Origin of the sequence: Agriterribacter sp. (assembly GCF_035497235.1) — a bacterium.
In the GTDB taxonomy this organism is placed as follows: domain Bacteria; phylum Bacteroidota; class Bacteroidia; order Chitinophagales; family Chitinophagaceae; genus Agriterribacter.
Map to the genome: position 1 here is coordinate 43,877 of NZ_DATJEB010000036.1, position 23,558 is coordinate 67,434.

At 42.2% G+C, this 23,558-nt stretch carries 19 protein-coding genes; 8 read left to right on the forward strand and 11 right to left on the reverse strand.

Annotation, left to right across the window (positions count from 1 at the left end; translation table 11 throughout):
* Nucleotide 1 precedes the first annotated feature (1 nt).
* From VL121_RS11710 to VL121_RS11720, 3 genes are all read right to left on the reverse strand, one after another.
* The gene (locus VL121_RS11710; RefSeq protein WP_325405448.1) at nt 2–748 is read right to left on the reverse strand and encodes an SDR family NAD(P)-dependent oxidoreductase; all 747 of its coding nucleotides are present in this window, start codon (nt 746–748) and stop codon (nt 2–4) included.
* Nucleotides 749–855: 107 nt separating this feature from the next.
* The gene (locus tag VL121_RS11715) at nt 856–1,962 is read right to left on the reverse strand and encodes a fatty acid desaturase family protein (RefSeq protein ID WP_325405451.1); all 1,107 of its coding nucleotides are present in this window, start codon (nt 1,960–1,962) and stop codon (nt 856–858) included.
* 116 nt (nt 1,963–2,078) lie between these two features.
* Nucleotides 2,079–3,065 (reverse strand): NAD-dependent epimerase/dehydratase family protein, encoded by a 987-nt coding sequence (locus tag VL121_RS11720; protein WP_325405454.1) that lies wholly within the window; start codon nt 3,063–3,065, stop codon nt 2,079–2,081.
* Nucleotides 3,066–3,264: 199 nt separating this feature from the next.
* Here VL121_RS11720 and VL121_RS11725 point away from each other — a divergent pair, with 199 nt between their 5' ends.
* Nucleotides 3,265–3,972 carry a hypothetical protein gene (locus tag VL121_RS11725; RefSeq protein WP_325405457.1) on the forward strand — a complete coding sequence of 236 codons (708 nt, stop codon included), beginning with the start codon at nt 3,265–3,267 and terminating at the stop codon, nt 3,970–3,972.
* A gap of 9 nt (nt 3,973–3,981) precedes the next feature.
* Here the strand turns inward: VL121_RS11725 and VL121_RS11730 are convergent, their stop codons facing one another.
* The 3 genes from VL121_RS11730 to VL121_RS11740 form a co-directional block, all read right to left on the reverse strand.
* On the reverse strand, nt 3,982–8,877 hold the full coding sequence (locus VL121_RS11730) for a translocation/assembly module TamB domain-containing protein (RefSeq protein ID WP_325405461.1): 4,896 nt from the start codon (nt 8,875–8,877) through the stop codon (nt 3,982–3,984).
* Between the two features lie 79 nt (nt 8,878–8,956).
* Nucleotides 8,957–9,598 (reverse strand): porin family protein, encoded by a 642-nt coding sequence (locus VL121_RS11735; RefSeq protein WP_325405463.1) that lies wholly within the window; start codon nt 9,596–9,598, stop codon nt 8,957–8,959.
* A gap of 166 nt (nt 9,599–9,764) precedes the next feature.
* Nucleotides 9,765–10,298 (reverse strand): DUF1572 family protein, encoded by a 534-nt coding sequence (locus VL121_RS11740; RefSeq protein ID WP_325405466.1) that lies wholly within the window; start codon nt 10,296–10,298, stop codon nt 9,765–9,767.
* Between the two features lie 189 nt (nt 10,299–10,487).
* Between VL121_RS11740 and VL121_RS11745 the strand changes: the two genes are divergently transcribed.
* Both VL121_RS11745 and VL121_RS11750 read left to right on the forward strand, forming a co-directional pair.
* Nucleotides 10,488–11,057 carry a hypothetical protein gene (locus VL121_RS11745; protein WP_325405468.1) on the forward strand — a complete coding sequence of 190 codons (570 nt, stop codon included), beginning with the start codon at nt 10,488–10,490 and terminating at the stop codon, nt 11,055–11,057.
* Nucleotides 11,058–11,166: 109 nt separating this feature from the next.
* Complete coding sequence (locus tag VL121_RS11750; RefSeq protein ID WP_325405471.1) at nt 11,167–12,000, forward strand: metallophosphoesterase family protein; 834 nt, start codon at nt 11,167–11,169, stop codon at nt 11,998–12,000.
* 55 nt (nt 12,001–12,055) lie between these two features.
* Here VL121_RS11750 and VL121_RS11755 read toward each other — a convergent pair whose 3' ends face one another.
* The 3 genes from VL121_RS11755 to ggt all read right to left on the reverse strand — a co-directional run bounded on the left by VL121_RS11755 (nt 12,056) and on the right by ggt (nt 14,609).
* Entirely contained in the window at nt 12,056–12,529 is a 474-nt protein-coding gene (locus tag VL121_RS11755) for a hypothetical protein (protein ID WP_325405474.1), read from the reverse strand.
* Between the two features lie 30 nt (nt 12,530–12,559).
* The gene (locus tag VL121_RS11760; RefSeq protein ID WP_325405476.1) at nt 12,560–12,784 is read right to left on the reverse strand and encodes a hypothetical protein; all 225 of its coding nucleotides are present in this window, start codon (nt 12,782–12,784) and stop codon (nt 12,560–12,562) included.
* Nucleotides 12,785–12,878: 94 nt separating this feature from the next.
* Nucleotides 12,879–14,609, reverse strand: a complete 1,731-nt coding sequence (gene ggt / locus VL121_RS11765; protein WP_325405478.1) for a gamma-glutamyltransferase — start codon at nt 14,607–14,609, stop codon at nt 12,879–12,881.
* A 111-nt stretch (nt 14,610–14,720) separates the two neighbouring features.
* Between ggt and VL121_RS11770 the strand changes: the two genes are divergently transcribed.
* Together VL121_RS11770 and VL121_RS11775 are read left to right on the forward strand one after the other, a co-directional pair.
* Nucleotides 14,721–17,234 (forward strand): M14 family metallopeptidase, encoded by a 2,514-nt coding sequence (locus VL121_RS11770; RefSeq protein ID WP_325405480.1) that lies wholly within the window; start codon nt 14,721–14,723, stop codon nt 17,232–17,234.
* 27 nt (nt 17,235–17,261) lie between these two features.
* Nucleotides 17,262–18,851, forward strand: coding sequence for a peptide chain release factor 3 (locus tag VL121_RS11775; RefSeq protein ID WP_325405483.1), 1,590 nt, complete (start codon nt 17,262–17,264; stop codon nt 18,849–18,851).
* 240 nt (nt 18,852–19,091) lie between these two features.
* Here VL121_RS11775 and VL121_RS11780 read toward each other — a convergent pair whose 3' ends face one another.
* Nucleotides 19,092–19,886: a TIGR00266 family protein gene (locus VL121_RS11780; protein WP_325405485.1), complete on the reverse strand. Its 795-nt coding sequence runs from the start codon at nt 19,884–19,886 to the stop codon at nt 19,092–19,094.
* Nucleotides 19,887–20,052: 166 nt separating this feature from the next.
* Between VL121_RS11780 and VL121_RS11785 the strand changes: the two genes are divergently transcribed.
* The 3 genes from VL121_RS11785 (at nt 20,053) to VL121_RS11795 (ending at nt 21,740) form a co-directional block, all read left to right on the forward strand.
* Nucleotides 20,053–20,220, forward strand: a complete 168-nt coding sequence (locus tag VL121_RS11785) for a hypothetical protein (protein WP_325405487.1) — start codon at nt 20,053–20,055, stop codon at nt 20,218–20,220.
* A 42-nt stretch (nt 20,221–20,262) separates the two neighbouring features.
* Nucleotides 20,263–20,964, forward strand: a complete 702-nt coding sequence (locus VL121_RS11790; protein WP_325405489.1) for a DUF4349 domain-containing protein — start codon at nt 20,263–20,265, stop codon at nt 20,962–20,964.
* Nucleotides 20,965–21,032: 68 nt separating this feature from the next.
* Nucleotides 21,033–21,740: an SIR2 family NAD-dependent protein deacylase gene (locus VL121_RS11795; protein ID WP_325405491.1), complete on the forward strand. Its 708-nt coding sequence runs from the start codon at nt 21,033–21,035 to the stop codon at nt 21,738–21,740.
* 310 nt (nt 21,741–22,050) lie between these two features.
* Here the strand turns inward: VL121_RS11795 and VL121_RS11800 are convergent, their stop codons facing one another.
* Nucleotides 22,051–23,373 carry a saccharopine dehydrogenase C-terminal domain-containing protein gene (locus tag VL121_RS11800; protein WP_325405493.1) on the reverse strand — a complete coding sequence of 441 codons (1,323 nt, stop codon included), beginning with the start codon at nt 23,371–23,373 and terminating at the stop codon, nt 22,051–22,053.
* Nucleotides 23,374–23,558: the final 185 nt, after the last annotated feature.

Here is a 23,558-nt window from a genome sequence, read left to right on the forward strand (position 1 = left end):
ATTAATAAGTGGCCCTTCCGCCGGATAAATCGAAAGTAAAACCGGTGCTAAAACTATTTTGGGAAGATACTATAAAACAGGCCATATCTGCGGCTTCATCCAGGGTACCGCATCGTTTCATTGGTATTTTATCCGTCATATATTTTACCTGCGCCTCCGGCATAGCATCTACCAGTGCGGTTCTGATAACGGCAGGCGCTAACGCGTTTATGGTAATATTGGTTTCTGCATATTCCTTACCCTGCACCTTGGTCATGCCAATTACCGCCGCCTTTGATGCGGAATAAGGCAGCATGCCGGCATTTCCTTCCTTTCCGGCAATGGAAGCAATATGCAGAATACGGCCGTAATTATTATGGAGCATGTAGGGTAACGCATATTTTGAAGTAAAAAAACTGCCCATAAAATTTACCGCAAGAACCATCTGAAGGTTGGCGGTGGAAATTTCATGGCTTTTAATATGGGTTTCTCCTGTAATGCCGGCACTGTTAACAAGGATGTCAATTTTCCCAAATCTCTTCGCGGCTTTGTCAACAGCCATCCGTACCGCGTTTTCATCAGTAATATCCAAAGTGAATAGTTCAGTTTCACATTTTAGTTGGCTGGCAGCAATACGTAATTTATCTTCTTCCTTATCAAATAGCGCCAGTTTTACTTTACGTTCCGATAGCCTTCCGGCAATTGCCAGGCCCAGTCCTGAAGCTGCTCCGGTAATAATAGCTGTCTGATTTTCCCATGCAAGGTACATAGTGGTTGTTTTTGCACAAATTACAATACTTAATTGAGCAAACTTACAGGCAAACAATTGTGTAATGTAAGTTGAGGGAAAATTCTTTCAGTGGTAATGGGTTTCGCTTACATAGATTCCTCCCAAATGTCAAATTCGACCCTGTTTTGTTTGAGCAGCAGGTAATGGTTGCTTAAAGATGTGAACAGCGGATAACTTCTGTAAGGAAGGTTGTACTGATCCGACAACTGCTTCAGAACACGGGTGATTTCAGGATAATACGTATGATGGATATTGGGAAAAAGATGATGCGCAATATGATAATTATAATTACCCATTACAAACCGGGTAAACCAGCTTTCACCATTCACATCATTTGTTGTTTTAAGCATATGTAGCATCCAGCCATAGGGTAATTGCTGCTCACTGTCCGGAAGAGGAAATTCAGATGCCGTATTGGCATGGGGCGGAAGCAATACCATAAGTGCAAAAATACTGGCAGAAAGAATCAGTACACAAAATGCGCTAACGACCATCAGCCATGAAACACCTAAAACGATTTTAGGAAGGATGACTAAGTAAAACAGGAAAAATATTTTAAATGCCAATAACTTTATATACTCAGCACGGGGAATGGTTACGAGTTTTTGTACCGTTCTTTTTTTGCTGAAGAAATCCTTAAAATCGCGAACGAGCAACCAGTTAAATAAAAACAGCGGGTAAATGAAGGGGAGATAGACATGCTGGTATTTATGCATAGGAGAAAACGTAGCATGCGGCACTATACGTACAAGGGCGCTTTGATCTATATCGGTATCCCATCCATTTACATTGGGATAGTTGTGATGATAACGGATATGGCGTGTTTTCCAGATAAAGCTATTAGCACCCATGATATCAAACAGGTAAGTGTACATATCATTTATGCGGCGGCTGTTAAAAATAGTATGATGTACCGCATCATGAATAACATTAAGATAGTTTAAAACGATAGTAAGACCCATTAACCCATAGCAGCCAAACAGCACCCACAGGTTGGTTCCGTAGCACAACGCCAGTGCCCAAAACAAAAAGTATACAAAAGGAAAAAGAAAGGCTTTGAATATTATTTCTTTTCTTCTTTGCGGAGACAGGCGGGTAACTATTTTTTTAGCTTCCTGCCTGAGGCGGGAAAAAATATCTCCGCTGTCTTTTGCAAAATAAGGCTTCTTCGCTTTTAAGATATCCGTACTCATTGCTCAGTTTTTTACGACCAGCTTTTTTTCAGGAGGGAGGGAATGAATTTTCCCGCAAATTTAAATTAAAATCCTTTAAAAGAGAAGGCAAAAAGCATGCAAAAAATACTTCCCCTTTATTGCCTGTTTTGTTTTATCCATTCCACCGTTTCTTTTATACCCTCTTCAAGAGGTCTTATTTTGTAGCCCAGTTCGTTCACGGCTTTACTACTGTCTAAAGCCCAGTGGTATTTATATTTTGCCACCCAATCGGGAGTGATCATGGGATATTTTCCCGTAATGTTTGCATTCCAGAGCATTATGCGGCTAAGCGCATTCAGCACAAAGAAGGGAACATGGCGTAATTGCTTTTCAACGCCGCTATATTTTTTTATGATAGCCATTAAATCATTAAACGTTGCATTTACCCCTCCCAAAATATAACGTTCACCGCTTCGCCCTTTTTCCATGGCCCTGGTATGCCCGTCTACCACATCATCAATAAAAGGATAGGAACCTATATCATTTCCGTTACCGGGTATTACTTTCCATTTTCCCTTCATATATAATTCAACAATTTTGGTTACCGGGTTGCTGCCTGTATCATAACCGGGGCCATATATTCTGGAGGGATTAAGAATACAAACAGCCAGTCCCTGTTTTGCATAGTCCAGCGCCACCGCTTCCGCCTCACTTTTTGTAGATTCATACAAATTAAAAAAGCCGGTGATCCGCGGGTCGGTTTCTGTCATCGGCTTATCTTTTGAGGGGCCTATTACACCCGCTGTTGAAGTATATACAACTTTTAATACGCCGGCAGCTTTTGCGGCAGCCAGTACATTTTCCGTTCCTTTTACATTAAGGGTTTGAAACACGGAAGCGTCTTTAGCCCAAAGCCTTGCATAAGCGGCCAGGTGATAAACCTGGTCTACATTTTCCAGCGCCGGTTTAAGCGACTCCGGATTGGTAATATCACCCTTGAAAATTTTGATATTGGCTTTTTCCGATCCGGGCAGAGCGGGAATTGTTCTGCATAAAAGATGTATAGCGTTACCCTGCCGTGCAAGCTGTGCAGTAAGCTTTGAACCAATATATCCTGTTGAGCCTGTAATTAATATTGCCATGCATGAAGTTTGCAGCAAAGTTAACGCATTCCATACCGGGGTATGCCCGTTTATGAAGTTTAAAACCTGTTGGTTTTTATGTTATTATCCACCGATGCATAGTAATTCCCGCAATCCAATCCTTGGGTAAAAACGCTACAATAATATATAATAGCAATAAAGAATAGCTTTTACCGCTTATATATTAACCCTGTAAAAAGTGAAAGACGCACCCTATATATATCAAATCATTGCTGCTATAGCAGCCGCTTCTTTTTTCATACCCTTTTTTGTTTTAATTGTAAAGCGGCTGGTAAAATACCAGGCATTCGTATGGTTCGCGGTGTACTGGGTGCTGGCAGGCGCAGTTAATTTGCTGTTCATGAGTGAAACATTTACCAACAGCAACTTAATGATTGTTACAGAGCGGGTATTTAATCTTGCTGATGCCCCCTTTATGCTATTCATTCTTTACAAAACAGTTAAGGTAGAAACCATACGAAGAAGTATAAAAAAAATGCTACCGGCTTTTTTGTGCGCGGTGCTGCTGTTAACCGTTATTACCCGGTTGCAGGATTTTGCTGAAACCCTGATGGTAGGGGGAGGGCTGATCATTATCCTGATGTATATTATATGGATTATTATACATTATATTAATGGGATAAAACACTACAATACAGAATATACCCTGCAGTTTATTTATTTTGCCCTGCTGTTTGAATATGGCATATCGGTTATTACTTTTATTTTTAGCTATATAGTCCCCGACAGAAGCGATGTGCATGACAGTTTTCTCATTTATTATATTTCCATCATTATTTCCGTTTCACTGGCATCTTACGGATTATTGATTCACAAAAAAAAGCCGGAAGGGCAAAAAAGCAAGCCGCAAAGAAAAGAGCGGGAAGCGGAAATAAGGTTTTTATAAGCGGTTCATTTAATTGAGCCTCACCACCGTTGAATCGCTTTCTTTACCCTCCTCATTCTTTTCTTTCATCTGTATTTTCTTCCTCCGAATGCGGTCAGAATCAAACTCCGTTCTGAAAGAAATGCTTCCACCGGCCCGGTTTCTTTTACCTGTGGTAGATAAGGCATCGAAGTTACTCCGGTAAAAACAGCTTACCCTGAATTTCCCGTCGGGCGTAATTTTATATTCTGCGGTAATATCAGGCAGGAAAAGAAAATTAGTGCCTTCCGCGTTTATGGCAGGTTGAGAACCGCTGCTCACGAAATTAAAATCGCTTCCAAAAGTAATGACCAGCTTATCGTTCAATAACGATTTAATGAATTGAAGGCTGATATTATCCCGCGTAAGATTTACGGTATTACCTGAAGACGTACCTGCAGGGTCAATAGAAGCCCTGGTATAATTAAAATTTACACTAAGCGTGGGGTCTTTAAAGATGCCGTATAAAATGGTTTTAAGGGAACTGGTAAGATACCCCGAAATGTATTCGGAAATGGTATTGAAAGCAAAAGTAGTGGCATCGGTTTGCAGCACATTATACTGACCAATGGGGGCGAAACTCCTGAATACGATCAGGTAGGCCACCTGTTTATTCTTTTCATTATCATCATTATTGATACGCTGTAAATCGCCAAGCAAACGCTGGCTGTTTTTTACATCGCTGTTTGCGGCTAAGGCAATATCAAAATAAATATCGGGTTTCCCTAATGAGCCTTTTAATGTACAAAGCACATCCACATCTGTTCGTTCACTTTTCAACCTGCCTACCTCAGGATCTGTAGTTTGTCCCTGTTCTGCATACAATGAACTGAGCTTTACATCACTGGCTATGTATTTTGCTTTTAAATTGATTTCAGCCTGGTTAGGATCGCCGTCCCACCGTATATAGCTTCCTTCATTGGGTAACAGCACAAACGGTTTTTTAAATATCTCCTGGAAGCTGAAGCGGTAATATCCCCTGTCTATGGTATACTTGCCATTGATCGTAAACGGGGAACTGGAGCCTGTGTGCATTTTTAATGTGCCGCTGCCCGTTGCTTCTATTATATCGCCGGTTACTTCATCAAGCACCATGAACATGCGGGTATAATTATTAGCGGTAAGGTTAAGATCAATATTAAGCTGTGAAGCGCCTGCGCCCAAAGAGTCAACATTCATTTCCCTTCCGTATTGCTTCCAGATAATATAATCTGCACTGCCGCTTTCTTTAGAGGAAGACGATGTAATATAAATGCTGGAGCTGTCAACAGGTTCGCCGGTTATGGTCATTCTCATATCATCTTCCGGCCCTCTGAACCTGAAGTTGGCCTTGCCAATCGCTTTCCCGTAAAACAAACTGTTATCGGATCTTGTGGTATTCAGCAGTAGCAAACGATTGGTATTGATAGAAATGTTGTATACAAAATCGTTGAAATTAGAATGCTGTAAATCTCCGGTGAGCTGGGCTGTATTGAGCGCGTTTTTACCGTTTTGAGGAAGCGTATCATGTAAAGAGATTGTACCAAAATCTATTTTGCCCGGGGTAAAAATAATTCTTGCACTATCAAAAGTGTAATAACATTGCGTATACAATACTTTTAATCCTGCATTCTTCACATCAATAGTGCCGGTATAATCGGGTTTATTAATATCGCCCTTCATACGCAGATTGCCGGTGGCAAAGCCTTTCATACTACCAAATATGGAACCCAGGTATTTTTCCAGGAAGTGAATATTGGTATAATCAAAATTGGCGTTGGCATTAATTTGCTGGTGCAGGGAATCTACGATATCATACGAGCCCGCAATGCTGAACCGGTAATTCTTATTGTTCGATATCGCCTCGTATGTTGCTTTCTTATTGTTGTCGTCCCAGGCGCCGGTAATGGTGATCTTTCCTATGGAATCATTTTCCAGCCGGAATTGTTCCGCATTGAGTTCGGAAGATATATACATATCGCGAAAAGCGTCTTCAATGGTAACCGTTCCCGACACAATCCCTTCCATCCGGGGTTCTTTCACAATGAAGGGCATAAAATCGCCAATATTCACTTTCTTCATTTCAACAATAATATCATCCCATGTTCCAATATCAGAGTGTTTGCTTACCACAGCAATTTCCTGCTCGCCATTGCTGAATTTAATATTTCTGGCATCAATATAAGAACGGCTCAGCGTTAATTCACCTCCCTCATCTATTTTCCAGGTTTTTTCGTTCAGCACAATGCTCGATGGATCAAAATGTATTTTTACGCCGTCTTCCAGGTTAGTGATCTGCGCGGAAAGCCGCGCGTCATTGATGGTTTGCGTTGCGGCAGTGCTTATATTAAGCTGGGAAACATTATTGCTGGAGGCAATGGATATTTTACTTCCGGGAAATTGAAGACTGTCATTTACAATGGTATTGCCTATAACGCCGGTTAATTTCAAACTGTCCATATTGCCTAAACCCGTTAGCCGGAAATCCTGTACAGCAAGGTTTTTATAGGCGGCATAAGGGATCATAGTGCTGATAGCCATAAGATTGGTTGCCGAATTAAGCGAGCCAACAATGGTGCTGTTGTTAAATCCTCTGAGCGCGGGATTGATCAGCGACAGGTACTGGTCTATATTTTTTACATCAAGCTGGAAAAGAAAATTCTGACCTTTTATTGCTTTTTTGGGCGGAGGTATATAAGCGGGATAATATTTATTCAGGAATTGTTTTACCGCTTCGGGCAATTCGCGAATCGTAAAGTCTCCCATCAAAAACGCGGAAGCTTCGGTATTGCGCAGTTGTAATATTTTTTGCTGATCTATTAACTGTGAACTTAAGGTAAGGGTATCAAAAACAAATGTTTGGTTGCCCTTGGTAACGGCAACATCATATAAAGAAACGGTACCCAGAAAATTATCAATATCGTCTCCGTTAAAATTCATGTCAAATTTGCCTATTACATTCACATCTTCTTTAGCAAATCCCATCTTTTTTAAATTGCTCCTTTGTATATCGGCAAAAAAATTAAATTCAGGTTTATTTGTATTAAAATCAATATCGCCGTCAAGTGCAATAATCACATTAGGGTCGTTGACATGAACAGCACCACGGAAAAGTTTTTTATCCATGTGTCCCTTTACTACAATATTCTCATACGCATAATCATTATATGCTAAATGAGAGAATATGCCATCTAAGTTCGCATTCAGCGTTTGAGCGCTAAAACCGCTGCCCTTCACTTTTCCATTAAAAGAAACAGCACCCAGGCTATTTACGCCCAGGAAAGTTCCCATATCAAAATTATCCGTTGATATTTTCCCGGAGTAAGCCGCATTTCCTTTAGCGGGAAATTTCATATTCAAATCGGAAGTAATGGCGCCGAGGTTCGTTTGAATAGTACCGTAAGTAACAAAGTCGCGGATAAAGCCTGTAAAGTTTCCTTTGAACCCGATATAACGGATTTCGCTTAAGCGGGGATCGGTAATATTTTTTAAATCGGGGAAAATGCCTGTCAGGTCGGCATAAGTAGTACGAAAATCATTGGCTTTAAAATCAATATAAGTAGAATCCATATCGGGCAGTCCGGCCATTTTTATATTACCGTTGAGGTAACTGTCTTTTCCCGATTCAACAATAAAATTTTTAGCATTCAAATTATCTATCGTGCCTTTAATATCTCCTCCTATTCTTATCTGCCGGTTCCAGCCCTTAAGCTCCGGAGCAAAAAAGGCAATGTCTTTGCTGTGCAGGGTGCTGTTTTTAAACCGGCCTTCTAATTTTACGTTGCTGATAAAATCGCTCATGTCATCGTTAAAATCATCATACCGCATGGCATAATAACGGGTAAGATGGCTGAAGGGGGTTCTGATATCAAGACTATCGAATATCATGGCGCCGGGTTGCATCCTGAACGCAGCAGTAAGCGATTTAACCACGAAGCCTGATCTCTCTTTTGTACTCAGGCTTATGTTTGCAAACAAAGTATCCTGAATGAGTGCCACTTTTTTAAATGCCCCGTTAATGGCGTAAAAATGAATACGGCTGGCATCAAAATAATCATATATTTTACGCTGCACATCCCTGTTGCTTTTAAACACGCCATTGTTCAGCGTTAGTTCATTAATGAGCAGTTTCCATCCTCCGGCATTGAAAGGTGTTGCAGCAGTATCTTGTATATTATTGGCAATGGGTATGGATAGGGCAGGACGCCGCCCGGCATAATCATATATGGTAAAAACAGGCTCATCCATTTCAAGAACGCTGATGTTAACCCGTTTTTTTGTGAAATTAATTTCGTCTGCCTCCAGGGCAAGCTGGTGCAAATCAAGTTCCATATCCTGCCCCCGCCATTCATCCCTGTGCCTTATATGAATATTTTTAAGCGATATTTTTTTTAACAGCAGGGTGGTTTGTTTTTTCTTTTGAGCAGAAGGCGGCGATGAAAAATAATCTGCCAGAAACTGGTAATTCCATACACTATCTGCCCGGTGCAAATGAATGGTCGCGTCTTCTAATCCTATATATTTAAGCTCTGTCTGGTTCTTAAAAAAAAACCAATCGGTAATATGCACCGCTATCTTTCCGGCATATAAAAGCGTATCCTTTTGCTGATCTTCAATATATACCCCCTCAAGGTTCATTGTATTGAAGAGGGTGAAGTTGACGTGCCGGATAGCGACTTTAGTACCCATATCTTCCGACAGCCTGTGTGTAACCGCTTTTACCAGCCAGTTTTGTACGGGTGCAGCGTTAATCAGGATAGCCGTCATTACAATCAGGAACAGCAATGACAGGAATAGAACCTTTAATATTTTGCGCGTAGTTTTCAGGCTGGAAAATTGATTTGTAAAAATAGGTAAACCCTTTTGATGTGCAAATTCAATAGCAGCGGGAAAGCCCAACATTTGCATTTCTGAAACAGTTGCTCCTGCGCCAGCCCATAAATAAATGGTTAACTTATATCAATTTACAGCAATGCGCCAGGCTTCCTTACTTTTTTCTGAAAAAATAACCCACGCTTAGGGTAATCATTCGCGGAACAATCCTTGCGTAACCATCATCATTAATGATGCTTCCCAATCCATAACTGTAGCCGCCTGCAAGCAATACATTGTTTTTAAAATAATATCCTGCTTTCGCTACCAGGTTCATTTCAAAGCGCCCATAAGCCGTATTGGCAAACCGCATGGGCCGGTCTTTTTTACTGTTATTTAAATAGGTACTGCTTTCTTTTCCTGTAATGGCCACCGATGCCGAAGGACCAAACAAAAAGAAAAAGCCATTTCCGTTTGCCCTGGTATCAAAACGTAATAATAACGGTATTTCTATATAATGTATCTGCAGCTTTGAAGAGGTTACAGAATCCTGCAGGATGTTGTTAAAATGTATGGTAACTCCTTTAAGGCTGTATAATAACCCTGGCGAAAAGTATACATTTTTATCAAATCCAACCTTTAGCATGCTCCCGGCATGGAACCCATAGCCCGAAGCAGCCGGGATTGCAGGCCCGCCTGGTATTTTAACATGGGCATCTGTTTGTTGTATTCCTCCAAATATGCCATACGAAACCTGGGCACGGGTGCAAATGGTAACGAAAAAAAGAACGGCGTAAACACTGAATGTAAACTTCATAAAGGCTAAACCTGAAATTAGAGCGCAAATGTAAAGGTATAGATGGAAATTTTACTGTATAAATTGCAGCCGCTATGGTTTTCAGAGCCTCCTATGGATGCTCCGCAAAACAGAAAGCCTGCAGTTCTTTCCTGTACCGGGCGAAATACCGGCAGTTGAACCGTATTCAGGCTTTCTGCGCCATCATGGCATTATAATCTTCCGACTTGTTTTTTTCAATAGAAAGGCTTTTCCATTCCGTGCCTTTAATGATTTTCCCAATGTAAATGATCTGCCCCGCATGGTGCGGATAATGTGCCAGTTGCCGGTTAATGGCGTCTATTACAAGCAGCGGTTCTTTACGGATATATACTGTTTTTAAAAGATCATTGTCCTGTAAACTTTCTAATGTTCCCGTAAAACAAAGCCATCCCTTTTCCCAAAGCACCATGAGTTGTTGCTTAGAATAATGCTGGTCTTCAAATTCCGTATCCCGGCTACGCCAGCTTTTTTCGCCATCTTCGGTTAAAAAATGAGTCCACCTGCTCAGCATATTCCCGCTCATATGCTGTATAATAACCGCCAGGCTGTTGGATATGCCATTAGGCTGAAAATAAAAATCCTTTTCTTCCAACTGGTCAAAAGTACGTTCGCTAAGTTGTTTATAATAGTTTACCCGCTTTATGGCAGATTGCAGGAAAACGCTGCCGGTAGTATCCATAATAATGAGATATTATAGTGAATTAAGCAGCCTGAAATTACAACCGGTTGAAATAACTAATATGCAAGTTGAAGTAAATATTTTTCAGATGGTTTATTAAGGCAGAAAAAAATAACTGAAATATTCATCCGTTCAAGCAACCTTTAGCTTAAAAACACTAACTTAAATAACATAAAACCAACAATTATTATGTTAGACAATCTTTTGAATCTTGTAAAACAATATGCAGGAGATGCTATTGTAAGCAACCCGGCTATTCCAAATGAAAAAAATGATGAAGTGATCGCAGAGGCATCTAATTCCATTACCGGCGGCTTGCAGGGATTGCTTTCGCAGGGCGGACTGAAAGATGTTTTAAAAATGTTCGGAGGCCAGGATGGGGGAGTGGAAAACAGCAATGTTACCCGGCAAATTTCAGGTGGTTTTGTTCAAAATCTTATGGATAAGTTTGGTTTGGATAACCAGTCTGCAGGAAATATTGCCGGCAGTGTAGTACCCGGTGTTTTAAGCAGCCTGGTACAAAAAACAAACGATGCTAACGACAGTAGTTTCGACATCCAAAGCTTATTCAACAATCTTTCCGGCGGAAAAACTTCAGGGCTCAACCTGCAGGATCTGCTTTCAAAAGTAAAAGGCGGCGCGCTCGACCTTGACGGGGATGGCGATACCGATTTGCAGGATTTATTATCGGTCTTCAATAAAGGCGGTAACAGCGGCGGTGGTTTAATGGATAAAGTAAAAGGGTTGTTCGGATCATAAAAATCATTTACTGTATATTGTGTTCACCTGTGGTTGTTTCGCATAACCACAGGTATTGTTATTTTACAATACAGTAGAAAATGTCTTTTATTTTTATATTGCACGGGCTATGAAAAGAAGAAGATTTGTACAAAACATATCAGCCTCCATGCTATTGCTGATGCCAGGCGGAATGGTTACACCGGTAAAGGCCGCTGCCATTCGTAAGAAAAGTATTTTGCGCTTTGCTGTAACTTCCGATGGACATTATGGCGAAAGTAATACGCCTTTTGAAGCATATTTTTCTACCATGACAAATGCGCTCAATAATTTTCATTTAACGAACCCAATAGATTTTTGCGTTATTAACGGCGATATCATCCATAATGATCCTGCCTTTTTGCAGCCTGCCTCGGAAGCAATAAAGCTATGCCGGATGCCTGTGTATGTTACTAAGGGAAATCATGATATGGTAAGCGGGGAATTATGGAATCAAACCTGGAAAATGGGTATCAATCATGATGTGGTTTTGAAAGATAACGTGTTATTGCTGGGCGCTACGGCAGATGAAAAAGGAAAGTATATATGTCCGGACCAGGATTGGTTTACTGCAAAATTGAAAGCATATAAGGATGCCCGGAATGTTTTTATCTTTCTCCATATAACTCCTGTAAAGTGGACTGAACATGCGGTTGACTGTCCGCATTTCCAAAAACTCCTGTCTAACTCAACCCATGTAAGCGCCGTATTTAATGGTCATGATCACGACCAGGATGGAATAAAATTTTTAGGCAATATACCATTTCTGTTTGATGGCCATTTTGGTGGAAGCTGGGGTACAGCATACCGCGGATTCAGGATAGTGGAATTGCTGGAAGACAACAGCCTGCTCACCTATATGATGGATCCCTTTCAAAAACTTGCGGAACTGAGTATTTACCAGCAAAAAACAGTATCGGAATAAATGCCGTACAGGCTTACACATGCTTTTGTGAAACCGGCAGATTTCATAACCCCGTTCATTTGTCTAATAGTTTTTTTATCTTTTCAAGATATTCAACATCTACCTGGTCTTTGGAACGATTGACCGCTTTCTTATTCTGGATAAGGTGGTTAATGTGAAGAAAGCGTACCTGTACATCTTCAATATTTGCTATTTCAGCCTTTTGATAACAATCGTCAAACGACATTTCTTCAAGTCCTTTCATTGAGGTCATAATATCCAGCACAATTCCGGCGGCATGAAAACTTGTCCACCCCGGTACAAACGGCATAGTTTCTATGGTGGGAAAATCTCCGTAATTCAATGCCGCGAACGCTTTTCTTAAGTTACGCCTGTTCTGTAAAGTATCTTCTATCCACATATCCAAATCATCGGTTGTACGATTGTAGCCATGGAAACGGGTAGCCAATCCTCCCACCATAATAAATTTAACATGGGATTCATTTAGTTTTCTCCAAAAATCCATTAAAGCTTCATCCATTACGTCCATACATCAGCGCTTATATTGCATATGTATACTTTATTTACGCCTGAGCTTGTTGAACATGGTGTTCCTGCGTATCATTTGCGTGAAGAGTTGTAATTTTTCAATAGCCGGTCTTGTGGCATCAGTTATGAGCCGGTCGTCTTCCGATTCAAAAACGAAACCTTTACTTTGAGAAGATTTTACGTTATAGCTTTCGGCGGGATCTTCCAGCATGTTAGGTTCCGGACCGGTATATTCGTATTTCTTAGACGGAGCCATAATAATGCAAGTTACATTATTTTAATGTAATACACTCCTGTAAACGCCCCCTTTCCGCTGCATTTTACCACAGGTTTCTTTTACTGCGCATCCTTTAATAGCCTTCCGCCGAATCGTCACCGCATTTATCAGCAATGGCTTCAAAAGTATATCCCCTGCCTGTTTCACTTTTTTCTATTTTAATCAGTTCCGTTCTGCCAATATTACCCCTCGCGCTTATGGTATAGCCCATGGCTTGTAAAGAATCCGTTACCGCAGCAGGGAAATCATTTTCAACAAATAACTCGTCCGGCATCCATTGGTGATGAAATTTAGGCCTGTTTACCGCATCGGAAGCGCTTAGCCCGAAATCAATAATATTTACAATGGTTTGAAATACAGAAGTAGGGATGGTGGTGCCGCCCGGCGTGCCTGCTACCAAATAAGGAGCATTATCTTTTAACACAATTGTTGGGGTCATAGAACTCAGCATTCTTTTATTGGGCTCAATGGCATTGGCTTCGGTTCCCAGAGCGCCATACATATTGGGTACACCCGGCTTTACGCTAAAGTCGTCCATCTCATTATTCAATAAAAAACCCGCGCCGCTCACGATCGTTTTGCTGCCATACGACCCATTGAGTGTAGTGGTAACGGCCACTACGTTTCCCCATTTATCCGCAATAGAAAGATGGGTTGTTTCCTCGCTTTCGGGAGGCAGCTTTCCCGCGTGCACCCGTTCACTGCTACCTGCTTTGCCTGGTATATAGTCTGCCATTCTTTCCTGTAAGTAAGTGTTGCCCGTTAAGGTTTTAACAGGCACTTTTACAAAGTCTTCATCGCCCATAAATGCGGCTCTGTCTGCATAAGCCCTTCTTTCTGCCTCGGTCATGAGCTGCACGGCCTGTGGTGAATGAAAACCCATTTTGCCGATATCCCGCTGTTCAATCATTTTCAGGCACTGCTGCAAAATAATGCCGCCACTGCTGGGCAAGGGCATTGATACCACCGTATATCCCCTGTACTGGAATGTAACCGGTTGCCGCTCTTTTGCCTCATAGTTTTTCAAATCATCTAAGGAAATAATGCCATTGGCCTTTTTCATTTCCGAAACAATAAGCCTTGCTGTTTCTCCTTCATAAAAGCCACTTTGCCCTTTATCGCGTATGCGTTTTAATGTTTCGGAAAGATCAGGTTGAACCAGCGTGTCGCCGCCTTTCCATCCATCGTGCTTTATAAAAGCTATTTTAGAAGTATTGTATTGCCGGAAAGCCTCCTGCGTATGGTTCAGGGAAGCGGCTTCTTCTGCCGTTACAGCAAAACCTTTCTCCGCCAAATCAATGGCTGGTTGTACCAGTTGCCGAAAGGGAAGCACCGCATATTTCATTGAAGCAAATAACCCGGCCACGGTACCCGGTACGCCGGCAGATAAATGACCATGCTGGCTAAGCTGCATAACCGGGTTGCCTGTACTGTCGAGATACATATCCCTTGTAGCTGCGGCGGGCGCTTTTTCCCGGTAGTCAATAGCCAATATTTGTTCATTCTTAAGCCGCGCCACCATAAACCCTCCGCCTCCCAGGTTACCTGCGCCAGGGTAGACAACGGCCAGGGCAAGTTGTGTGGCTATAGCGGCATCTACCGCGTTGCCTCCCTGCTGCAATATCATTATTCCTATTTTGCTTGCCAGCGGATGCGCCGAAACTACGGCCCCGTTGGAACTGGTAACGCTTTTTTGAATTTGATAGGCAAAAGGATTTAAAGGGCTGCCTGCCTGGTTGTTGCATCCTGTTTCACAACAAACCATTCCGGCTAAGGCCAAAGCAACAATGGACGAATATTTCATCTGAATTTTTTAAAGCAGGAAAGTTACTAAAAGAATTTTGATGGTATGTGCAGCTCATTCCGTGGTTTATGCCCGATGGTTGCTTAAATTGCCGTATCAAATAAAAGCTTCATGAAAAAAAGGGCCGGTTTTTTATTACTGCTTATTGCAGGTTATATGTTTGTATCCGCGCAGGTACAGTCACCCGAAACCTTTTTGGGCTATAAACCCGGAGCACAATACACGCCTCATTTTAAAATCATTAACTATTTTAATCATGTAGCTGCCGCTGCGCCGGCTATGGTAAGGCTGCAACCTTACGGGCAAACCAATGAAGGGCGGCCATTGATTGCGGCTTTTATTTCATTGGGGGAAAATATTACGAACCTTGAAAATATCCGCAAAAATAATCTGCGCCTGGCCAATATGGCAATGGATAAAGCCGCGCCGGTAGAAAATACGCCGGTTATTGTGTGGCTGAGTTACAATGTGCATGGCAATGAAGCTTCTTCTTCCGAGGCGGCAATGCTTACCTTATATGAACTGGTCAATCCTTCTAACACCAAAACAAAAGAATGGTTGAAAAATACTGTTGTTGTAATTGATCCCTGCGTCAATCCCGATGGCCGCGACCGCTATGTAAACTGGTTTAACAGTGTGGCGGGTAAAAATTACAATCCGCGTTTAGATGCCAGGGAACACCGGGAACCCTGGCCCGGGGGGCGTACCAACCACTATAACTTTGATCTCAACCGCGACTGGGCCTGGCAAACGCAGTTCGAATCGCAGCAAAGGCTGAAGCTGTACCAGCAATGGTTTCCTCAAATACACGTAGATTATCACGAACAGGGCATTGACGCTCCCTATTATTTTGCGCCGGCAGCACAGCCCTACCACGAAGCGATTACCTCATGGCAAAGAGATTTCCAGGTAAGTATAGGTAAAAACAATGCTACATATTTTGATGCCAACGGCTGGCTTTTCTTTACTAAGGAAATTTTTGATTTATATTATCCCTCTTACGGCGATACCTATCCTATTTATAACGGCGCCATAGGCATGACCTACGAGCAGGGTGGGGGACCCGCTTCCGGCCTGGGTGTTTATAAAAAGGAAGGAGATACCCTTACGCTTACCGACAGGCTAATGCACCACTACACTACCGGGTTAAGTACCATTGAAATATCCGCTAAAAACGCGGACAGGCTGATCCGCGAATACAGGAAGTTTTTTAATGATGCCGTTTCAACGGGAACCGGTGCCTATAAAACGTATATAATAAAGAAAAAAGAGGGCGATGCGCAGCGCATAGCGGCATTAACAGAACTCTTGGACAAAAATAATATTCAATATGGTTCGGCTAAGGGAAATGCAAAAGGGTATAATTATTTTACCGGTAAGGAAGAAGCATTTACTATAGCTGAAGACGATATTGCCATAAGTAATATACAACCAAAATCTACCTTATTAAGCGTATTGTTTGAACCCAAATCAAAATTGGTTGACTCCGCAACCTACGATATTACGGCCTGGGCGGTTCCTTATGTGTATGGTTTAACCGCCTATGCCGTTAAAGAAAAAATGAGCATCACCGGCAGCTATATAAAAGAACAACCTGCTCAGAATGCCGCCGTCAGTGCCTATGGCTATGTTATTCCATGGGAAGGGGTGCAAAGTGCAAAAGTGGTAGCCCAACTTATGCAAAAGGGAGTGAAGCTACGCTTTGCCGCCGCCGGTTTTGAGATAAACGGTACCAGTTTTAAAGCGGGGGCCATCATTATATTAAAAACATCGAACGGGGCATTAGCTGATCATTTATGGACGCTGGTAGCAGCATCCTGCAATGAGCAAAACCTGAAAGCCTATCCTGTGAGCAGCGGCTTTGTAGATAAAGGATACGACTTTGGCAGTGAGCATGTAAAATATATGAAAGCGCCCAAAATTGCGCTGGTTACCGGCCAAGGAGTGAACGCCAACGCCGCCGGCGAAGTGTGGTTCTTTATAGAAAGAGAATTGAATTACCCGGTTACCCTTATCAATGCAAACGATTTGAACCGCGCAAACTGGAACGATATTGATGTTCTGATTTTACCCGATGGCAGGTATTCTTTTTTGAATAATAAGGATTTCCCCGATTTAAAAAACTGGATCAGCAAGGGAGGTAAACTTATTGCAATGGAAAACGCGGTGGCCCAGTTAGCCGGGTTAGACGGTGGCATAAAGTTTAAAAAAGAAGATGACGATACGGATAAGCAGGACCTGTATGCCGCATTGAAAAAATTTAGCGATCATGACCGGGAATTTATTTCTTCCTCTACGCCGGGTTCTATTTATAAAGTGCAGTTGGATAGTAGCCACCCCCTGGCATTTGGCTACCCCGGCTATTATTATACGCTTAAAATGGATGATCATGTGTATGAGTTTATTAATGACGGATGGAACGTAGGGGTTATTAAAAAAGATAACCTGGTAGCAGGCTTTGTAGGTTCGGAATTAAAAAAGAAGCTGAATGACGGATTGATATATGGAGTACAGGATATAGGCAGCGGGAATATTGTATACCTGGCAGACGATGTGCTGTTCAGGAACTTTTGGCAAAACGGTAAACTAATGTTCTGTAATGCCCTGTTTCTGGTAGGACAATAAATCACATATCCTTACCTTTGCGCCCCGATGAAATATACAGCAGAAATCAGCAAGCGTAAAACCTTTGCCATCATCTCTCACCCCGATGCCGGTAAAACTACCTTAACAGAAAAGCTATTGCTTTTTGGAGGCGCTATTCAAACAGCGGGAGCCGTTAAAAGCAATAAAATAAAAAAACATGCCACCAGCGATTTCATGGAAATTGAAAAGCAGCGCGGTATATCTGTGGCAACAAGTGTAATGACTTTTGAATACAGGGGCAACCTGATTAACCTGTTAGACACACCCGGTCACAAAGATTTTGCGGAAGATACGTACAGAACCCTTACCGCGGTAGATAGCGTGATACTGGTTATTGACAGTGTGAACGGAGTGGAAGAACAAACCCGCAGGCTGATGGAAGTTTGCCGGATGCGCGATACGCCCGTAATTGTATTCATTAATAAAATGGACAGGGATGGCAAACTACCCTTCGATTTGATTGAAGAAATAGAAAGGGAGCTGCACTTACAGCTCCATCCCATGACCTGGCCGATTAACAGCGGAAAAGAGTTTAAAGGCGTTTATAATCTTTTTGAAAAAAACCTGTTGCTGTTTGCTCCTCATACCAAAACCAATGACGAAGACATGGAGCAGATAACTGATCTTTCAACCCCCCTGCTGGTTGATAAGATAGGCGAACGGAATGCTGCACAGTTGCGGGAAGATATTGAATTGATCGATGGTGTATATGGTGATATGAATGCACAGGATTATCTCCTGGCTAAAACGGCACCGGTGTTTTTTGGAAGCGCGGTAAATAATTTTGGCGTTAAAGAAATGCTTAACACCTTTATCCGCATAGCTCCCGGGCCTTTGTGCCGCCCAACTTCCGAAAAAGAAATATGTCCCGAAGAAGAAAAATTCAGCGGTTTCGTATTTAAAATACATGCCAACCTGGACCCCAGGCACCGCGACCGCATTGCTTTTTTGCGGGTTTGTTCCGGCAAATTTGAGCGCAATAAATATTATCACCACGTTCGCTTGCATAAGGATATACGCTTCAGCAATCCCTATTCCTTTATGGCCCGCCAGAAAGATGTAATAGAAGAAGCTTTTCCAGGTGATGTAGTAGGGCTGTTTGATACGGGTAATTTTAAAATAGGCGATACCCTTACAGAAGGCGCCTCGTTTTATTTTACCGGGATCCCGAGTTTTTCACCGGAACTGTTTAAAGAAGTAGTGAACAAAGATCCAATGAAAACCAAGCAGTTGGAAAAAGGGCTATTGCAACTCACCGATGAAGGCGTTGCCCAGTTGTTTACGCAGCATGGCGGCAACCGGAAAATCATAGGTTGCGTGGGCGAACTGCAGTTTGAAGTGATTCAATACCGTTTATTGCATGAATACGGCGCATCGCTTCAGTTTAATACGCTGCCTTTTTACAAAGCCTGCTGGATAACTTCCGATGACCGGAAAAAGTTAGAAGATTTTACGCGTTTTAAAACAGGAAATGTGGTATTAGACAAAGATGACCATTTGGTATACTTAGCCCAAAGCGAATGGTTCCTTAATACAGAGATCACCAATAACCCGGCTATACAGTTTCATTTTACGAGTGAGATACATAAGGTGTGAGGAATACAAAGCACCAAGAAACAAGAAACAAATCAGAAATACATTCAAACATAAAATCCGAAGCAATAAATCCGAAATTTGATGATATGGCTGGCACCCGATGCAAGAAGGATGAGACGGTACCTGGAAGAATACAAAGGGCTGTCAGCGATCAGCCATAAGCTATGAGCAGTGCAAAGAAGGAGTATTCATACTGTCTTAGCAACTACCCACTGATGGCTGAAAGCTGATACCTACTGGCTATCTTCCATCTCCATCTAACAAGTTGCCCAATCCTCCTAATAAACTACCCTCTTCCTTACGGTTCACTGTACCATAGGCGAGTATCCTGCTGGCCAGGCGGCTTACCGGAAGGGTTTGGATCCATACTTTACCCGGTCCGCGCAAAGTAGCAAAAAACAAACCTTCCCCGCCAAATATCGTATTGCGTATGCCGCCTACAAATTGTATATCATAAGCCACATCTTTGGTATAGGCCACAAGGCAGCCTGTATCAATACGAAGGGTTTCACCCGCCTGCAATACACGTTGAAATACATGTCCGCCCGCATGTACAAAAGCCATACCATCTCCCTCTAATTTTTGCATAATAAATCCTTCGCCCCCAAACAGGCCGGTACCTAATCTCCTTTGAAACTCAATACCAATGGACACCCCACGGGCAGCGCATAAAAATGCATCTTTCTGGCATACTACTTTACCACCCAGTTCATACAGGTCGAGCGCTATAATTTTACCCGGATAGGGAGAAGCAAAAGCCACCCTTTTTTTACCCTGGCCGGTATTGGTAAAGGCAGTCATGAATAAGCTTTCACCGGTAAGCAGTCGTTTACCCGCGCTAAATAATTTGTTCATAAAACCGCCGCCCTGCTGCTGGCTTCCATCCCCAAAAATGGTTTGCATTTGTATACCATCATCCATCATCATAAAGGCGCCGCTTTCTGCCATCGCCGTTTCACCCGGATCCAGTTCCACATCTACATACTGCATTTCTTCCCCATAAATACGGTAATCAATTTCATGTGCTGTTTGCATAATGCTATATCTTTTTTGCAGGCTAAAATAAGCGAAGATTATTAAAATGCGATACCACTCATAAAAGAAGTGCTTTACGAATATGTTATACTTGCGCATATAAAGCTCGCCGGCTTGTGTAAAATCCAGTTTCCTGCATCTTTCTATTATTAAATAAATTTTTATCATGCATCTACGAATACTAATTGCTGTAATGGCAATAGCAGGCTTCCTGTTGTCGTGCAATCCCAAAAATGAGAAATCAGTGAAATCGGCCGAAGTAACCTTGACTGATCTAAACACCGCAGAAATACCCGCTAACAGCGAACGTTTGCAAAATGAAGAAGTGCTGTAGGAAAAACAAAAATCTCCCGATAAAAAAGCTCAAAACAATCAGTTGCAATCGCCACCGCCCGTTCCCGCAGACTGGAATAAACAGATTATAAAAAATGCTGTTTTGGAAATGCATGTTAGTGATGCAAAATCTTCCGGTAATGCGATAAAAGAAGCGGTGAGATCAACCGGAGGCTATATTGCATCGGCTTCAGAAGTGCAAATGTTCTTACAAATAAAAAATGAAATGGTGATACGTGTGCCGCGGGAAAAGTTTGATGAATTGCTGTACAGGTTATCAGGCTATGCAGATAGCGTATCCCAAAAAAACATGACCAGCGAAGATGTAAGTGAGGAATTTATTGATACAAAAGCCAGGATGCAGGCAAAGGAAAAAGTAAAAGACCGGTACTACGATTTTTTGAAACAGGCGCGCAATATTGACGAAGTATTAAAAGTGCAAAATGAAATAAGAAACCTGCAGGAGGAAATTGAATCTGCGGCCGGAAGGATAAATTATATTCAGAACCTGGCTGCATTAAGCACCATCCGGCTTACTTTTTTTCAGCAACTTGGTCCGGAAATTAAACCGCAGAATGAATATGGCTTTTGGAAAGCGCTAAAAGAAAGTGTACTTGATGGCTGGCTGATGGTGCAATCACTAATTATTATATTGGTAAAAACCTGGCCGCTCTGGTTGTTGGGCGGGGCGATATGGATGATGCTGACACGCAGAAAAAAGAATGCAATTGTAGTGCGTAAATAAATTTGTACCCCTGCAACCCAAATGCCATGTAACCGGTATTTTGTATACATTCGGCTTTTAATTAGCAAATGAAAAAGAAAAAGATTGTTGTACTTACAGGCGCAGGCATTAGCGCCGAAAGCGGTTTAAAAACTTTCAGAGACAGCGATGGTTTGTGGGAGGGTTACAATATTGAAGATGTGGCCACACCCCGGGCATGGAAAAAAGATCCTGAACGGGTACTGCGGTTTTATAATTTACGCCGGGAAAATGTATTAGACGCAAAGCCCAATGCCGCGCATGCAGGTTTGGCCGCATTGGAAAAGGATTTTGATGTGCATATTATTACCCAGAATATTGATGACTTGCACAAAAGAGCCGGTTCATCAAAAGTGCTGCACCTGCATGGACAAATACTAAAGATGCGGAGTGAAAAAAACGAACGGCTTGTATACGATATTACCGGTAACATTAACATAGGCGACAGGGCAGCAGACGGCGCACAATTACGTCCGCATATTGTGTGGTTTGAAGAACCGGTTCCTATGATGGAAAATGCAATAGCCATAACGCAAACGGCGGAATATTTTGTGGTAGTGGGCACATCACTGGTGGTATACCCGGCGGCAGGTTTACTGAACTACGCGCCTCACGGCATACCTAAATTTATTATTGATAAAAAAATACCCTATAATTCATCATTGCACGATATTGCCATTATTGAAAAGCCGGCAACGGAAGGAGTGGAACTGCTTGCGAAGCTGTTGAAAAAGTCGTTAACCAATAAGGGGTTTTGAGCGCGGCGATCAGGTTTGAATCCGCCACGACCTTTGATTTTTGCTGTTTGTCACTTTTTTTCGGAAAAAAAGCAACCAAAAAAGCCGCCCGAAAACGATTACTGCCCGTTTTCGGGAAGGAGCCTTGATGAAACTTTTGCGTTTCTGTGATTTCAGCTTCATTTCACTGCTGCTTTCTCATTTTTCAGTAGTCTGCACTATAGCTGTTTTATTTGAGCGTTGAGATTGCATCCCGCTTCGGCTTCCGGATTTATAGCTTCGAATTTGATTTGAGATTTATTTGTTTCCTGTGATTTGGTTCTTGGTGCTTTCATATCAAGCTTTCCCCAAAAACAATCCCTTCTTTCCCCAGCTCATCCAAAACAGGCACGTATATTTCAGGCGCTATAGGAATATGCAAACCGGTAAGACTGATCTTTTCCTGCAAAATCAATGTGGCGGCTATGCCTAAGGGTAAGCCAACTGTTTTTGCCATAGCCGTAACCAGGTTATTTTCTCCTTTTACAATAAGCGAGCTGGTTATTTTGCGTACTTCACCGCCACCATCAGCATAACTTATCTCATGCAGCATAATGATCATGTCTTTATCTGCCGGCTGCAGCATAAGATTTTTTTCCAGGGCTGATTGTATAATATCTGCTGCGCTTGCAATGCCTTTACCAATGATCCCGTTTCCGTATAAACCAAGATAGGATAACAACTGCTTTTCTTTGCCTGATGCGGCTTCTTTCAATCCTTGATTGCTGAGATGCAGATTAAAAAAAGAGTGATAACTTAAATTATCCGTATCATACAGCGTCTTTTCGTCTGTAAGTTCCAATTCAATTATTTTTTTCCATCCTATGCAAAAATCGGGGTGGCGTAATGTGGTGCGAATAAAAGTGGCTGTATCTTCCAATCCGTATAAATGTAAGTAGATGAGCGAATCCCTGTTGGGGTACCAGGCATAAGAACCATATCCCGGAACCTCCACCAGTCTTCCTGCATCAAAAAGCGCGTTGTAAGCAAGGTGCCGGATTTCATTATGCAGTTTGTAGATAGCGCCCGTCTTTCCTGCCAATACAATATTGCGCGGGTTCCAGCTTATTTTATAATGCCAGGGATTATCATCGCTTTCCGGCGCTACAAGCCCCCCGCAGTGGGAATAAAATGCAGTGATCTTTCCTCCCGCGGTGCGGATACGATGAATGATCTGCATGGCGCTCATATGATCAATACCCGGGTCCAGTCCCATCTCGCAAAGAAATAAAAGACCTTTCTTTCTGATCTCAGGCTCCAGCTTTTTCATTCCGGCATCTGCATAAGAAGCGGTGAGGAGATGCCGGCCGGCGGTTAGGCAATTTTTAGCCACCAGCAAATGAAGCCCGGGCGGCAGCATGGAAATAACGATATCAGCCTGTTCAATGAGCGCATTTCTTTGTTCATCATCTTTTACATCAACCTGCACGGGAGTAGCGTATAAAGAACCACCTGATTTATTTTGCGCCAGTTCAAAATTCCCATCTGCAATTGTGATCTGCCAGTTATTATTGGCGGCCTGTTGTATTAAATACGCTATTAAACAGGTGGCGGATTTGCCGGCTCCGAATAAAAGAATTTTTTTCAGCGGCAGCGTATTGCTTTGCAAGGTCATGTTAATTTATTTTCCAGCGATAAACTATCCACACACCGTGGATAAAATGAACAGAAAAAGACTAAAAATAAGGCTAAAGAGGCTTAAAAACAGTACCTTTGCACTTATTTTTTAAAGACTCCTGCAACAAGCATACGATATAGTAAAATATTATGGAAGATAACTTAGTGCCGTCGCAAACCAAC

Excerpts from the sequence above, each read along its gene's own strand:
- VL121_RS11715 (WP_325405451.1), bottom strand. The coding sequence starts at position 1,962 with ATGAGTACGGATATCTTAAAAGCGAAGAAGCCTTATTTTGCAAAAGAC.
- VL121_RS11775 (WP_325405483.1), top strand. The coding sequence starts at position 17,262 with ATGAAATATACAGCAGAAATCAGCAAGCGTAAAACCTTTGCCATCATC.
- VL121_RS11720 (WP_325405454.1), bottom strand. The coding sequence starts at position 3,065 with ATGGCAATATTAATTACAGGCTCAACAGGATATATTGGTTCAAAGCTT.
- VL121_RS11750 (WP_325405471.1), top strand. The coding sequence starts at position 11,167 with ATGAAAAGAAGAAGATTTGTACAAAACATATCAGCCTCCATGCTATTG.
- VL121_RS11800 (WP_325405493.1), bottom strand. The coding sequence starts at position 23,373 with ATGACCTTGCAAAGCAATACGCTGCCGCTGAAAAAAATTCTTTTATTC.
- VL121_RS11770 (WP_325405480.1), top strand. The coding sequence starts at position 14,721 with ATGAAAAAAAGGGCCGGTTTTTTATTACTGCTTATTGCAGGTTATATG.
- VL121_RS11710 (WP_325405448.1), bottom strand. The coding sequence starts at position 748 with ATGTACCTTGCATGGGAAAATCAGACAGCTATTATTACCGGAGCAGCT.
- VL121_RS11755 (WP_325405474.1), bottom strand. The coding sequence starts at position 12,529 with ATGGACGTAATGGATGAAGCTTTAATGGATTTTTGGAGAAAACTAAAT.
- VL121_RS11785 (WP_325405487.1), top strand. The coding sequence starts at position 20,053 with ATGCATCTACGAATACTAATTGCTGTAATGGCAATAGCAGGCTTCCTG.
- VL121_RS11780 (WP_325405485.1), bottom strand. The coding sequence starts at position 19,886 with ATGCAAACAGCACATGAAATTGATTACCGTATTTATGGGGAAGAAATG.
- VL121_RS11795 (WP_325405491.1), top strand. The coding sequence starts at position 21,033 with ATGAAAAAGAAAAAGATTGTTGTACTTACAGGCGCAGGCATTAGCGCC.
- ggt (WP_325405478.1), bottom strand. The coding sequence starts at position 14,609 with ATGAAATATTCGTCCATTGTTGCTTTGGCCTTAGCCGGAATGGTTTGT.
- VL121_RS11760 (WP_325405476.1), bottom strand. The coding sequence starts at position 12,784 with ATGGCTCCGTCTAAGAAATACGAATATACCGGTCCGGAACCTAACATG.
- VL121_RS11730 (WP_325405461.1), bottom strand. The coding sequence starts at position 8,877 with ATGCAAATGTTGGGCTTTCCCGCTGCTATTGAATTTGCACATCAAAAG.
- VL121_RS11745 (WP_325405468.1), top strand. The coding sequence starts at position 10,488 with ATGTTAGACAATCTTTTGAATCTTGTAAAACAATATGCAGGAGATGCT.
- VL121_RS11740 (WP_325405466.1), bottom strand. The coding sequence starts at position 10,298 with ATGGATACTACCGGCAGCGTTTTCCTGCAATCTGCCATAAAGCGGGTA.
- VL121_RS11735 (WP_325405463.1), bottom strand. The coding sequence starts at position 9,598 with ATGAAGTTTACATTCAGTGTTTACGCCGTTCTTTTTTTCGTTACCATT.